This window comes from Pseudoalteromonas sp. T1lg75 (genome assembly GCF_002964705.1).
GTDB lineage: Bacteria > Pseudomonadota > Gammaproteobacteria > Enterobacterales > Alteromonadaceae > Pseudoalteromonas.
Genome location: NZ_PQCD01000033.1, coordinates 402,017 through 416,304, shown reverse-complemented (window position 1 = coordinate 416,304; position 14,288 = coordinate 402,017). Strand labels below are relative to the sequence as shown.

General features: G+C 50.8%; 10 protein-coding genes. 6 read left to right on the top strand and 4 right to left on the bottom strand.

Annotated elements, in window-relative coordinates; genetic code table 11:
- Positions 1-78 precede the first annotated feature (78 nt).
- The 3 genes from C2M36_RS08415 (at position 79) to bfr (C2M36_RS08405) (ending at position 3,361) form a co-directional block, all read left to right on the top strand.
- Positions 79-2,193 carry a TonB-dependent receptor gene (locus C2M36_RS08415; RefSeq protein WP_105254517.1) on the top strand — a complete coding sequence of 705 codons (2,115 nt, stop codon included), beginning with the start codon at positions 79-81 and terminating at the stop codon, positions 2,191-2,193.
- A gap of 218 nt (positions 2,194-2,411) precedes the next feature.
- Positions 2,412-2,897 carry a bacterioferritin gene (bfr, locus tag C2M36_RS08410; protein WP_105189131.1) on the top strand — a complete coding sequence of 162 codons (486 nt, stop codon included), beginning with the start codon at positions 2,412-2,414 and terminating at the stop codon, positions 2,895-2,897.
- The gene (gene bfr, locus C2M36_RS08405; RefSeq protein WP_105189132.1) at positions 2,897-3,361 is read left to right on the top strand and encodes a bacterioferritin; all 465 of its coding nucleotides are present in this window, start codon (positions 2,897-2,899) and stop codon (positions 3,359-3,361) included. The genes bfr (C2M36_RS08410) and bfr (C2M36_RS08405) overlap by 1 nt, the downstream gene beginning before the upstream one ends.
- A gap of 69 nt (positions 3,362-3,430) precedes the next feature.
- On the opposite strand, the gene C2M36_RS08400 is transcribed toward bfr (C2M36_RS08405), so the two are convergent.
- The 3 genes from C2M36_RS08400 to C2M36_RS08390 form a co-directional block, all read right to left on the bottom strand.
- A complete protein-coding gene (locus C2M36_RS08400; protein ID WP_158678894.1) occupies positions 3,431-4,849 on the bottom strand; it encodes a phospholipase D family protein in 1,419 nt (472 codons plus the stop codon).
- Between the two features lie 223 nt (positions 4,850-5,072).
- Complete coding sequence (locus C2M36_RS08395) at positions 5,073-5,267, bottom strand: (2Fe-2S)-binding protein (protein WP_105189134.1); 195 nt, start codon at positions 5,265-5,267, stop codon at positions 5,073-5,075.
- A gap of 160 nt (positions 5,268-5,427) precedes the next feature.
- On the bottom strand, positions 5,428-5,988 hold the full coding sequence (locus tag C2M36_RS08390) for an isochorismatase family protein (RefSeq protein ID WP_158678893.1): 561 nt from the start codon (positions 5,986-5,988) through the stop codon (positions 5,428-5,430).
- Positions 5,989-6,192: 204 nt separating this feature from the next.
- On the opposite strand from C2M36_RS08390, the gene C2M36_RS08385 reads away from it, so the two are divergent.
- Entirely contained in the window at positions 6,193-10,746 is a 4,554-nt protein-coding gene (locus C2M36_RS08385) for an EAL domain-containing protein (protein ID WP_105254514.1), read from the top strand.
- 91 nt (positions 10,747-10,837) lie between these two features.
- Here C2M36_RS08385 and C2M36_RS08380 read toward each other — a convergent pair whose 3' ends face one another.
- Positions 10,838-11,761, bottom strand: coding sequence for a cation diffusion facilitator family transporter (locus C2M36_RS08380; RefSeq protein WP_105254513.1), 924 nt, complete (start codon positions 11,759-11,761; stop codon positions 10,838-10,840).
- 262 nt (positions 11,762-12,023) lie between these two features.
- Here C2M36_RS08380 and C2M36_RS08375 point away from each other — a divergent pair, with 262 nt between their 5' ends.
- Positions 12,024-12,866: a patatin-like phospholipase family protein gene (locus tag C2M36_RS08375; protein ID WP_105254512.1), complete on the top strand. Its 843-nt coding sequence runs from the start codon at positions 12,024-12,026 to the stop codon at positions 12,864-12,866.
- A 57-nt stretch (positions 12,867-12,923) separates the two neighbouring features.
- Positions 12,924-14,219 (top strand): hypothetical protein, encoded by a 1,296-nt coding sequence (locus tag C2M36_RS08370; protein WP_158678892.1) that lies wholly within the window; start codon positions 12,924-12,926, stop codon positions 14,217-14,219.
- Positions 14,220-14,288: the final 69 nt, after the last annotated feature.

Sequence of the window (14,288 nt, the reverse complement as noted above, 5' to 3'; positions counted from 1 at the left end):
AAATAACACCCAGCATTGTTATTGAGAGTTATTTTTATTATCATTTGCAAAATCACTTAAATAACAAAGGTAAATTCCGTGCGTTTTTCATTGTCTCTTTTGACCCTGGCCCTTAGTACCCCCTTGTATGCACAACAAGCCTCCCAAGACCTCGAACATATCATAGTCACCGGCAGCCGCGTGGTGGAGAACATAGATGAAGTACCGGCGTCGGTCACCGTGATCACCCGTGAACAGATAGAGGCCCAGCTTAAGGTCAGCCCGGAACTGCAAAGCCTGCTCGAGGTCCTAGTGCCGGGTATGGCACCTAGCACCAACAGTTCAAGTAATACCGGCCAAACCTTGCGTGGTCGTGCACCCCTGATCATGATTGACGGTGTGCCGCAATCAACACCGCTGCGTAATGGCTCTTTGGGAATTCGCAGCCTGGACCCAAGCCTACTGGAGCGTATTGAGGTGATCAAAGGCGCGACTTCGGTCTATGGTAATGGCGCCGCCGGTGGAGTGATCAACTACATCACCAAAAAACCAAGCAACAGCAATGACTTTTCCGCCACGCTTGATGCCTCTACCCGTTTTAGCGCCGTTAAAAGCGACGAAACGCTGGGCGCACGAGTGGAAGGCTCAATCAATGGCCGCATGGATAACTTCTCATACCTGGCCACCCTGAGCTATGAGGAAAATGGCGTACAGCGTGACGCCGAAGGCGATATTCTTGGTCTGCAATACGGACTGAGCGATGTAGAAACCGCAAACTACTTCACCAAATTAGGCTATGATTTCGACGCCGAAAAGTCCCTGTCATTAACCTATAACTATTACAAATCCCAACAAAAAACCGATCTTGGCGATGTCTTTGGCAATATCAATCAAGGCGATAAGTCCTACGCCATTCACGTACCCGCAGAGCAACAAAAACAAGGTCGCCCGCAAGGGCCAAGCGGCAATACCAATATTATGCTCAAATATACGGATAGCGAGGTGTTTGCTTATACCGCACTGACCGTCGACTTATACGCCCAAGACATTGAAAATGTCTTCTTCTATTCACCCAATCTAGCCAACCCAAGCGCCGGATATGATGGCGGTCAGTCAATTATCGCCTCGGAAAAAGAAGGGTTGCGGGCCACCTTTAACAGCCAGTTCGACCTGCAAGGCACCGAAGCCACCTTTATTTATGGAGTTGACTTACTTCACGACGTTACCTCACAGCCCCTGGTCGATGGCCGGGTTTGGGTGCCGGAAATGGACATGAGTAACCTTGCCGGCTTTATCCAAAGCAAATGGGTAATTGATGACCATTATGTGATTAAAGCCGGTGTACGTCATGAAGATATCGACCTGGAGGTGGACGATTATCGCACGTTAGAGCTGTGTCGCAGCGAAACTCAGTGCTCGGTGCCCATCGATGTCAAAGGCGATACCCTGAATTACACCGCCACCACCTACAATGTCGGCGTTAAGTACAATGCCTATGAAGCCTTTAGCCCCTTTATCAGCTATTCACAAGGCGCCGATATCTCGGATATTGGCCGTTTACTACGCACTGCCACGGTTGACGATATCGCGCTTATTCGCACCGAGGCCTCAGTGATCGATAACTATGAGCTTGGTTTCACCTCGGTGTTTGATGGGCTGCGCCTAGAAGGCTCCTTGTATCGCAGTACCTCGGAGTTAGGTACCACCAACAGCTTCGACGAAACCACCGGTGTCTATATGCCGGTACGTGCACCACAAGAGATTTGGGGCTATGAGCTACTGGCGGACTACCGCTTTAACCCGGCCTGGCGCACCACGTTGACCTACGCCTATGTGGAGGGTAAGAACACCGAGGACGATATTTACCTTGGCGCCAAACAGATCAGCCCACCAAAAGCCACCGCGAACCTGCAGTGGCAACCAAGTCGCGAGACAGGTTTAAGCCTGACCTTGCTGTATGTGGGCAACCGCAAGCGTTTTGAACCCAATGCCGATGGCGACTATGTGGGCGATCAAGGCCCGGTGAACGATTACCTGGTCGTCAATCTCAGCGGTCAGCATCAGTTTACCGAGCAGCTCAATGGTTACTTTGGCGTTGAAAACCTCTTTAATCGCGACTACTACCCTGCCCGCGCCCAGGCCTATACCTATGGTGGCTATAACATCAAAGGCTTAGGCACCAGCATAACCGCCGGTGTGAAGTATCAGTTCTAAGCCCGATTAGACCCCACTTTGTTGGTCAACAAACTGAGCAACAAGGTGGGCTTTCATTACCAAATTATGGCGACGTTTATGCGTAAACCCTAACGGCAAATATGAATTGGAATACGAATAAGTTACAATTGTAACCACCTGATTTATAATGAAAATATTTGATTTATTGGCAAGATAGACTACACTTGTCCCATCAATGCACAACGAGGCCGTGGCAAATGCAAGGTAAACAACGAGTTATCGATAGCTTCAATAAACTGCTGGCAAATGAGCTCGCCGCAATCGATCAATATTTCATCCATTCACGCATGTATGAAGACTGGGGGTTGAATAAACTTTATGAACGTCTTGAGCATGAGCGTGAAGAAGAAACCCAACATGCCGATTGGCTGATCAAACGCATCCTTTTCTTAGAAGGCGTGCCCGATATGACAAAACGTCGCGATCTGCTCGTGGGTACCAATGTCAAAGAAATGATGGCCAATGACCTCAAGCTTGAACTTGAGGTGGTGCAGTGCGTCAAAGAAACCATCAAAATTTGCGAAGAAGAACAAGATTACCAGTCTCGTGAAGTACTGGAAAAACTGTTATTCGATACCGAAGAAGACCATGTTTATTGGCTTGAACAGCAACTGGGTCTGATCGATAAAATTGGCCTGCAAAACTATCAACAGTCGCAAATGGGCGATGCCGAGGTGTCATAATGAAAGGTGATAAGGACGTAATCAGCGCGCTAAATAAAGTGCTGGCCAACGAACTGGTTGGCATCAATCAATACTTTTTACACGCCCGCATGTTTAAAGACTTCGGCTTTAGCAAACTCGACAAGGCCGATTACAAGGTTTCAATTCAAAAAATGAAAAACGCCGACAGATTGATTGAGCGTATTCTATTTTTAGAAGGCCTACCTAATTTACAAGACCTGGGTCGCCTGCGTATCGGTGAGGATGCCGAGGAAATGATTGCCGCCAATATGCATTTTGAAACAGCGTCTCTAAACGACCTGCACGCGGCCATTAAACTAGCGGAAGAGCGCCTTGACTATATCAGCCGTGAAGCCCTGGATGCCATTTTGCATGAGCAGGAAGAGCAGATCGACTGGCTGGAAACCCAGCAACACCTGATCAAGGTCACCGGAATAGAAAATTACCTGCAATCGCAGATGTAATTCATTAAAAAAGCCGCTGCTACAGCGGCTTTTTTATGCCCATCACTCAGTACTCTTGGTGTTGATTCCCTATAGCACTCCTTCGATGGGCAACAAGGACATCAGCCACACACTGAAACGCTGCCAGCGGCTGGTATCCGGTTCATGATCATACACCTTGTCGCTGCCGACTCCCTGCCATTGCAACTCACCTTCATCATCCAGGCTTAATCGCCAGGCAAACTTTGGCATATCATTTTCCACCCAACGACGCAGTAAACGATTAAACCGAGGCGATGAGATCACCAACCCCTGCTCGGTATTAAGATTGAATGAACGGGGATCTAAATTCAAAGAGCCAATAAAGACCTGCTCGTGGTCAAAGGCCATGGTTTTGGCGTGCAAGCTGGCGGCGGAAGAGCCGGTAAAGCTTTTTATCTTAATTTTCTTCGGGGTTACCTCGAAGTTACGTTTCAGCTCCCAGAGGTTGACGCCCATCGCCAATAACTCCTTGCGATAACCTGCGTAGCCGGCATGCACCACGGGCACATCGGTGGCAGACAGGGAGTTAGTTAAAATGGTGATCTTCACCCCCTGCTCCGCCCAGCGCCGCAGTAGGGCCATGCCCGGCTCTCGCGGTACAAAATATGGGGAGATAATAATCGCTTGCTGTTTGGGCACCCCCAAGGCACGGATCATTTTAGGCGCCATATGGGTGCTGGTATTGCTACTGTCGGTTAGCAGTTTGTTGGGATCATCGACATATAAATAGCCCAGCGCCCAGTCGAGGTTCAGCTTGCCACGGCGCAACGACTGCACCAGGTCTGACTCCTTTACCCGCTGGATATAAGGGCTGCTGTCGCTGTACTGGCGGCTCACATAGTACGCCAGTTTTTCCTTGAGGATGTTAAGGTGGCCGTTGTCGACTTCGCTAAACAAACGGTCGATATCCTCAGCTAAGGGGTGGTTCCAATACAAATCAAACGCCTGGGTGGCCTTTTCGACCACCGGGCCAATGCTGAGCACATCCAAATCGACAAACTGGGAGCTATCCTCACCGGAGAAATACGCATTGCCGATGTTACGGCCACCGGTAATAAACACTTGGCTGTCGACGATAAAGCTCTTATTGTGCATACGCCGCGACACCCGCGAATAATCGGTAATAAAACTAAGAAAACGCAGCTTACGGTGATTAAGGGGATTAAATAGGCGGACTTCTATGTTGTCATGACGTGCCAGGGCTGCCAAGTCGCGTTCTGACTCGGCCTGTGACATATCGTCGAGCAGGATACGCACGCGGACCCCGCGCTCGGCGGCCTTCAACAGATAGGCACTGAGCACCTTGCCGGTTTCCTGGCGGTGATACAAATAATATTGAACATCGATGGAGGTTTGTGCCACTTCGGCCAAGGCGATACGGGCTGCGAACGCATCCAGGCCATCGATCAAGGGATAAAAGCCGGATAAGTCAGCACTGGGTTGTTGTTCAAAAAACGTATTTAGCAAGTCAGCATCCTCACTAGGTAATGCATAACTGGCTGGACGTTCGGGCATAGATTCGAAGTCTGACACCGAGCTACAGCCAATCAAATACCATGTGCATAGCGAGATCAGCAGGATTCGGAGATGAGTTTTTGCGTGCATGAGCCCTGGCCGTTCGCCATCATCATGCTACTCAATATAACAAAAACAGGGAGATATAACAGAAATTAGCTAAATTTGCTGGTGATTAGGCCACTTCGTCGGTGACATCGACGATATCGATTAGCTTTTGATTTAGGATCTTTTTGGCACAGTTACAACATTTGCCGCACTGAGAGCCGACCTTAAGCTCGGAGCTAAGATCACGCATTGAACGAGCACCTTGATCGATTGCTTGTTCAATTTTCTTATCGGACACACCATGGCAAAGACAGATATACACGAATAAAAACCACTCTCAGTTAGATTATGCCGCCAATTTTAATCTAAACAAAAATAGTTATCAATAAAAATATTGATTGATTGTCATCACGGCCGCTTGCACACCTTTTAAGCATAAACGACCTTAGGACAGGCTTTGACTGGGTTTACGCTCCCGGTCATTACTTGATCAAAGCCAGGATATCGCGAAACTGAGGGTGGCGGCAGCTATTCATCCAGGCGAATATGGCGGTCTCGGAAGAACATACCTGGGCGCCGTTATGCCGCAACTGCGCCAAGGCCAATGTTTTATTTTCAGGATCTCGGGAGCACACCGCATCGGCTAGTACACTCACCTGATACCCCTTGGCGAGCAATTCATTGGCGGTATGATACACGCACACATGGCTTTCCATGCCACATAAGAAAAAGTGTGATTCCTCCAACTCCTCAATGGCGGCAATAAAGGCCTCGCTTTGCACCGCACTAAAGGTGTCCTTGGCCACCACTTTGGCGCTGGCGTTAATCAAACAGGGATCTGTGGCGCCCAAACCCAGAGGGTTTTGTTCGGTAATAATGTGCTCTATCTCAAGTTTATCCGCCACCTCGGTGAGCAACTTCACACGCGCGCACACCTGCTGGTAATCCGCCATCGCGGGGGCTAAACGAAGCTGCATATCGATTACAATAAGGGCGGGGCTAAGACCGGGCGCAGGAGAGGCATTTGCTGGCTGATTTTTCATCTGGTCAATCCTTCGGCTTAAAAGTTGCTCTAATGTTAACCATATAGTCATATTTTTTAGAAGTGAAATTATAAAGATATAGTGACCACGGACACTTCTATGCTAGATTTACAGATTATAATGTTAATTCTCTGTTGATGGCCTAGCTCAGTTCAAGGGATACCACCTACTAGATCGGTTTCAGCGCCTTATTGGAGTCAAGAATTGCGTCGCTATATCAGTTTTTTGCTCAACGCATTACTTAGCTTTTTAGTCTTCTTTGCCGGCGCTAATGGCGTTTTTGCCACCCCAGTAAACTATGGCTATCAATTGCAACGCCTGTCGACCGAAGAAGGGCTAAGCCAGGGCACGGTTAACACCATAGCCCAGGATGAATTCGGCTATCTTTGGTTTGGTACGGATCGCGGCCTAAACCGCTACGACGGCTATCAACTTAACCTTTTTAATAGTGCCGATCCCGCCCTGGCCAGTGACGCCATTTTGGCTATTACGCCATTGAAAAACGGCAATTTTCTCGTCTCCGCTCAGCTCAACGGCCTGTTTTTAGTCGACCCTGCGACCCTCAGCTCACATCAATTGCTCAGCAACCCCGTGACCGAGGTCGACGCAAAATATGCCACCGTTTGGGAAATAAGCCAGGATAACAATAATAACGATATTATCTGGCTGGGCATTAACCATCAGGTATACAAGTACAGTCTGAGCCAGCGCTCCTTGGAGCTGGTGTTTAGTCTGGACAATCGTACCCACATGATCCGTGCCCTGCTCCCCCATGATGATAGCCTCTATATTGGTACGTCTACCGGCTTATTCCGTTATCACAATGGTACCAGCTCGGCCTTGCCCCATTTGCCCAAGGAGCCAACCAGCAACGACCAGCGCAATATCAAATTTCTGCAATGGGACAACGAATTCGGCCTCTTGGTCGGCACCGTAGAAGGCCTATATAGACGAAGCCTGGAAGGCCAGCAGCCGCTCATTGAAACACTGATCGAAAACCATAATATTTGGTCCTTGCAACGCTATGGCGCGGTGGACTTCGTGGCTACCGAAGACGGCCTGCTGCAATTTGATCGGCAAACCCGACAAACCATCAACCTGATCCGCTTTAGCGATTCGCGTTATGCGGTCAACGACAACAATATCATGTCAATGTTCCGCGACAAAAGCGGCATGCTTTGGCTCGGCTCCCAAGCTCAGGGGGTGTTTTCCTGGTCACCTTTGGCCATGCGCTTCAAGCAAAAGGCCCTGGCCACAGGTAAATACCAGCATGGGCATGCTGCCTGGGCCATTTATGAGCAGGACAATGGGACTCTGTGGGTTGGTAGCGGCAATGGCCTCAATAAAATCCCCAAGACTGGGCCCAGCACCACCTTAATGACCCTTGACGATAAAAAGATGGCCATAGGACAACAAACCGTCTATCAGTTGCAGCCAGCGACTCATACTGCCGACCATCTATGGGTGCTGGCTATTCCGGGCAGTGCGCTGCTGAATATGAAGACCAATGCTCTGAGCTACCCCCTTAAAAACGCCGCCCACCCCTTAGCATTCAATGCCGATACCCTTCATTGGGGGCTCTATCAACTCGATAACGGCATGACCTACTTCATTGCCGAGTCGGGTTTTTACCGATTCGACCCAGCCAACAATGTAATAGAGGCTTTGCCGTCAATCGGACAAATGCTGCAACCCGAACACGCCTCGCACTTTTTGGCTCCCCTGCCCACTCATAAGGACGACCCCCTTATTAGCTACGGCGGCGGTTTATATCGCTATGATGTCGATAACGACAGCTTGCAACCCGTGTATGAGCCTAAATACGTAAGCGCGCAGTCAAACAATTTGGTCGACTCCTGGACCCTAGATCAGAACAATAGCCTGTGGATCAGCATAGACGGTGAAGGTGTTGTTGCCCTTGACTTGGAAACGCTGGAGGAGCGCGACCGCATCGGCCCAGCGCAAGGGCTGCAAAGCCTGAGTGTATTTACCCCGGTGTTGGATAACTTTGGCTACTTGTGGTTTGGCTCTAATAACGGTCTATATCGCTATAACATCAACAGCGGCCATTTACGTCACTTCAGTGTGAAAGACGGCCTCTCGGCGGCGGAGTTTAACGGCTATTCCGCCACCAAGCTGGCCAGCGGTGAGCTCGCCTTTGGCACCGTTAAAGGCCTGCTTATTGTCGACCCCGCCGATTTTATTAACAGCAATAATCATTATATTGCCCCGGCGCCGCAAATTACCGACATTAACCTGCTCTCACGGCCTCTGGACTATACGCCCAGCAAATATGCCAACACCCCGTTACAGTTACAACATGACGATCTGGGCCTGACCATTTCCTTTTCCAGCTTCGATTATATTCATCGCGATCAGGTACGCTATAAAATCAGCCTCAGCGGTGCCAGTGAGTTTAAATACCCAAACTACGCCAGCAACAACTTGCAATTTGCTACCTTGAACCCTGGCGCTCACCAACTCAGTATTAGCGCCTTCGATCCGGTCTCGGGAAAGTGGTCCCGTACCCTACACCTGGGTATTGAAGTGGCCTATGCGCCTTGGCGCTCACCGCTGGCGATCACCCTCTATATTGTTATCAGCGCCCTGCTCCTTGGCAGCTGGATGCTGTGGCTAAGACGACAACAAAGACGCCTGCACAGTGCTCACGGCAAGTTGCTGGCCTCGCAACAACAAACCGACCTGGCACTGCAAAGCTCCAACAGCGGCATCTGGCACTATCAGGTGCAGGAACGGCGCTTTATGCAGCGTCGCTTGGCGGCGGAGCTGGGTTATCGCGAAATCCAAAATCGATGCACATTCGAGCAATATGTGGAGTTAATCCACCCTCAGGATGTCGACCGTTATCGCCTAAACTGGAAGCGCTTTTTAAATCAGGGCGAACAAGCCACCTGGGATTTCACCTACCGCTTATGCCATAAACAAGGCACCTGGCACTGGTATCACGAGGTGGGACGGATCACCGAATACGATGCCACAGGCCAACCCAAGGAAGTATCGGGAATTTACACCAATATTACCGATGCCAAGGCCTCGGCCCAGCAGGCCACGGTCCTTGGTGAGGCCATAGGCCAAATCAGCGATTGGTTGTTAATTCTAGACGAGCATCTGCAGCCGTTTTCCGCCAATGACAGTTTCTTACGGGCGTTTTCCGATCCCAACAGCCCGGGACTGAGTATTCAGCCCTTCGTGCGTGCCCTGGGTAAGCAAAAGTTCCAGCGTTATATGGGACTGATCGGCAAGTTAGCGGCGGGTGATAACTGGCGAATAGAGGAGCAAATTCGCACCAAGCATGATATGCGCCATCCGGTGCAGATCAGCGTGACGGCGGTATGTCGTGACAAGCAAGAGCAAAGTGATGAGATCAGCTACTATGTGGTGGTGATCACCGACCTGACCGAGCAAAAGCGCGCCGAAGACGAGCTGCGTTACCTGGCCAACTACGACCCCCTCACCGGGCTTCCCAACCGCACCATGATGCGCGGCAAAATAGCCCAGGCCATCGACTACGCGAAAGAAAATTCATCGCTTCTGGCCCTGCTGTTTATAGACCTGGATAAATTTAAACCGGTGAATGACTCCTTCGGCCATGCGGTGGGCGACCAAGTACTCTGTTGTATCTGCGAGCGCATCAGTGAGCAACTCGATGATAACTCGCTACTGGCCCGCCAAAGTGGCGATGAATTCTTATTACTGATTGAGCAGGTACAATCGCCGCAGTCACTCAGCGAGCTTTCCGAGCACCTGGCCAAGACCTTGGAAAAACCGATTAAAATCGGCAACATCACCATCAATATTTCCGTCAGTATCGGTATCGCCCTGTCTCCTTTTGATGCCGACAATGCCGAAGACCTGATCCGTAACGCCGATATGGCGATGATATACGCTAAAAATGCCGGACGTAATGGCTATAAGTTCTTCACCGAACAGATGAACAACCGCATCACCCATAAACTGATGCTGGAAAATGCCCTGCAAGATGCCTATCGCGACGAGCTACTGACCAACCACTATCAACCCATAGTGCATATTCACCAAAAACGCATCGTCGGCGTTGAGCTCCTGCTGCGCTGGCAAAGCGAGGGCCAGTTTATATCGCCCGCCGAGTTTATTCCGGTGGCCGAGGAGATAGGGCTGATCGATGCCATCACCGAGCAGGCGCTGCACCGCGCCCTGCGAGAGCTCAAACAATGGTTTAGCACCTATGATGACTTCTATCTGTCGGTGAATCTCTCGCCCATACATATTCTTAAGTCCAACCTCACCGAGCGCCTGGTGGATATTCTCGCCATGCATGATGTCAGCCCAGGGCAATTGCGCTTAGAGATCACCGAAAGTACTCTATTGGACGACAAGACCAAGGCGGCGGCTCAGCTTAATAAGTTGCGTGCCGCCGGCTTAAAACTCTTCTTGGACGATTTTGGTACCGGCTACTCGTCGCTGACCTATCTGAATCAGTTCCCCATCGATGTGATCAAGATAGACCAAAGCTTTGTGCGCCAAATTGGTATCAACCCCACCAACGAGGCCATTATTCGCACCATACATAACCTGGCCAGCAGCCTGGGACTGTACTGCATTGCCGAAGGGGTGGAAACACGAGAGCAAATCTTCTTCTTAAATAAGCTCGGTTGTCACCACTTGCAGGGCTTCTTCTTTGCCAAGCCGTGTGATGCCGCGACCCTGGCCGCCAAGTATTATCTGGAAAAGACGCTGGATAAGATGAATAGCCTGTAGCAAGGCGGTATTTTTAGAGCGGTTTTTGTCGCTTTGGGACGGACAGAGCACGACGTCGGCATGGCCCGCAGGGTATGTTGAAAAGCGCCTGTTAGCTTGCCTCGCTGGCGCCGCAGTGCTGATGATGAGTGCCGTTGGCACTGGCCTCGATTTGTAACACGCTGTGGCGGATATTAAATTTGCTCGCCAGCATCTGCTCCGCCGCAGCGCGGCAGATGGCATCGTGGGCGGCCACGGTACAATGATGCTTCAAAACGATATGCGCACCGACCGCGGGGGCATTATCCATCATGGACACGGTGACATTATGGACACTGGCAACATGATCGAGTCGGCTTAAGGCCTTCTCTACCCGGGTCGCCTTAGGCAACGCCTCGGCAGACGCTCGCAAACGCTGCAAGCACTGGAATATCAGGCGCAAGCCGGTCACCAGCACAAATACCGCAATCAACATGCTAAAGAGCACATCCACCTGCTGCCAGCCGGTCAGCACAATAATCACGCTTGCCACCAAGGTAGTGACCGTGGAGAGCAAATCGAAAAAGGTATGCAAAAACACCGCATACACATTAATGCTTTCTTTGCGGCCCTTATAAAGCACCCAGGCGGCGGTGCCATGAAACACAAAACCCAGCATGGACACCAACGCCATAATTTGCGGGTTCACATCGCCACGCTCATGGCCGTGTTGCAAATCGACAAAGCGATCCGTCCCCAGGGTGAGAATGGTCAAACTAATGGCCAGATATAAACTACCGTTGATCAGGCCCCCAACCAACTCCGCCTTATTAAAGCCATCGTTAAAATTGCGCGCCAAGTGAATGGCGATGGACGAAGCCAGAATAGCGATAAACAAGGTGCTGTTATGCACAAACAGATGTCCGGCATCGGCAAATACCGCCAGGGAATTAGCAAAATACGCCGCCACCAGCTGAATAACCATAAAGCTGCACGTGATGCTCAAAGCCAGGAGCAAGCGTTTACGTGAAGCCTGATGGGTGGTGATGTCGGTCATGGGCGCAAAGTCACTAAAGAGGAGAAATGATATATAGTAGCAATTGTAATTGTTTTGCGACAATATTACACCCGTTTTCAGCACTTCGCCGCAGCGAATGCTGTAAAATCAGCCATGATGACATGAGTGACGCGCAACAGCTTCTGAGCCCTCACAAAGTAAAGCCCCGGCGCTGGTCCCATTTTCTGGCTCCTCTGAACGTTAGGTGGTAGGCTGAATTTAAAGATAAACTCCACAATAAACAAAGTGTTGGTTTTTAAACATGGCAACTTCTTCTCTTAAGCATGCCCTAGTCGTAGAAGGCGGCGCAATGCGCGGTATCTTTGCCACCGGCGTACTCGATGCCTGGCTCGCGGCCAATTACCAACCCTTTGATATGTATTTTGGCGTGTCGGCGGGCGCCACCAACATCGCCGCCTTTTTATGTGCCCAGCACGGCCGTAATTATAAGGTGATCACCGACTACTCCTGTCGCCCCGAATTTATCAGCTATGGGCGCTTTATCCGCGGTGGGCACCTGTTTGATTTGGACTGGTTGTGGCATAAAACCATCAGTGACATTCGTTTAGACCTGCAGACCTTCGCCAACCAAAGTGCCCCTTTTTATGTGGTGGCCACCAATGTGCATAGCGCCCAGGCCGAGTATATTCAAGGCACGGCTGAAAACCTGGAGCAGGTGTTAAAGGCCTCCTGCGCCTTGCCATTAGCGTACCGAGATTACCCCGAGTACCAGGGACAATACTATACCGATGGCGGCATTGGCGACTCCATTCCCGTGCGCCAGGCCTACGCCATGGGCGCTCGTAAGATCACAGTGATCCTCTCTCAGCCCCTGGGCTATCGTAAAAAACCGGCGAAATTCAACTGGCTCACCCAACGCCTGTTGAAAAACACGCCGGCACTGGCCAAAAGCATGGCTACCCGCTGGGCCGATTATAATGCCAGCCTGGATTTCATTATGCAGCCGCCAAGCGACTGCGAGATCCATATTATTGCTCCACCGACTGAGTTTGACATCTCCCGCACCACCCGGGATTTAGCCAAACTCGATGCCGGTTATGCCATGGGCCGCAACGCCGCACAGGCGTTTATCAGTACACCCTAACGGTGCCTTCTACGCCCATTTCTCAGCCTTAATGGCCAATACGACAGGATGTCAGATATGAATAACGCAGTTACTAAACCCGCCACCGCATCGACTTATTCTCGAGGGACGTCTCCCTGGCAGGGGCCAGAGCAACACACACTCAGCCTGGCAGAAGCTGTGGCCGACGAATTTGACTTCCCACGGCCGCCCTCCGCCTATCGCACCCTGGACAAGGTGTTCTTTATACTTGCCCTGCTTGCGGTCCCCGTACTGCTCATTGGCACAGGAGTAAGCGTCGGCCTGGCTCTTAGTCATGGCCTGTTTTGGCAAAACATCATCGCCGATAGCCATGCCTGGCAATTTGCCGGTTATTGGTTTGCGGTCGCAATAGCGGCGGGAGCACCTTGGTTGCTTTCTCACCTCTACCTGCGTTGGCGGTATCAAGAATATCTGGATGCCGGCGGGGATATGCTCTGTCCCGAGGAGCACGTTAATATGCATAGGCTCGACTACAGCACGCTGATCAATTTGCAGCCGCTGCATATCCTATCTTTGCTAGACATCAAGCCGTCACAAAGGCTGGATAAAGCCCATTTTATTGCCAAGTACCGTTATTACTGGAGCGATACATCCCTGACTTTCTATGGTTGGAAACGATCTTGGCTTGGCAAGTTGCTGTGGGGGCTAAATGCCCTGAACTTCTTGATGATCTTTTTAGGCTGGCCTTTTATGCTGATCCAGGTGTTGTCAGAGCCCGTCAATACTCCCGCCTATATCGCGCTTTTTCTAATCTCCGCCGCACTGCCCTTTATCTATAAAAAGACCAAAATGAAGGTAGCACGCTTTTATCCCTACTTGGTGTTCCAGCGCAACAAAGGCATGGTCGAGCATTACCATAATGAGGTGCTGCAGTGGCGCTGCCATTTTTCCGAGCTGAACGCCTACGCGAATTTTAGCCCGGGCAATCAGACCCAGCCGCCAAGCACCACCTTGGAAATGTACCCGCGCTACCCACAAAAAACGCCTAGACGGCGCGTGCCCTTGAGCACCTGGTGCGCCATTAACGTCAGCGCCGCCACCGAGCTATGGGGCGTTTTACAAGCCTTTATGAATATCAATTGCCCCCTGCCCTTGGTGTTGCCGCTTCTGGATAAACGCGACAAGGACGGCGCCAGTCGCGCTCACGCACAGGCGTTTGCAGAGCTCACAACTAATGCCATGGGTCCAGACTCCTTTGAGATGACCCCCACGGACGATGGTGACTATCGGGCCTGGGTTAAAAAACGCCTGACCCAGGAAATAGGCGCTTTTTACTGGCATGTTGGCGAGTTAGATGTGCAAGAGGAAGAGCAGGCAATGGCCGTACAATAAGCTCGCTCAACTAAAACAAAAAAAGCCGCTCAATTGAGCGGCTAGGACACTGCACCACTGGAGATTTCA

What these genes read in the sequence shown, in the direction of transcription:
- bfr (WP_105189131.1), top strand. Translation starts at nt 2,412, where the DNA reads ATGCAAGGTAAACAACGAGTTATCGATAGCTTCAATAAACTGCTGGCA.
- bfr (WP_105189132.1), top strand. Translation starts at nt 2,897, where the DNA reads ATGAAAGGTGATAAGGACGTAATCAGCGCGCTAAATAAAGTGCTGGCC.
- C2M36_RS08390 (WP_158678893.1), bottom strand. Translation starts at nt 5,988, where the DNA reads ATGAAAAATCAGCCAGCAAATGCCTCTCCTGCGCCCGGTCTTAGCCCC.
- C2M36_RS08370 (WP_158678892.1), top strand. Translation starts at nt 12,924, where the DNA reads ATGAATAACGCAGTTACTAAACCCGCCACCGCATCGACTTATTCTCGA.
- C2M36_RS08380 (WP_105254513.1), bottom strand. Translation starts at nt 11,761, where the DNA reads ATGACCGACATCACCACCCATCAGGCTTCACGTAAACGCTTGCTCCTG.
- C2M36_RS08375 (WP_105254512.1), top strand. Translation starts at nt 12,024, where the DNA reads ATGGCAACTTCTTCTCTTAAGCATGCCCTAGTCGTAGAAGGCGGCGCA.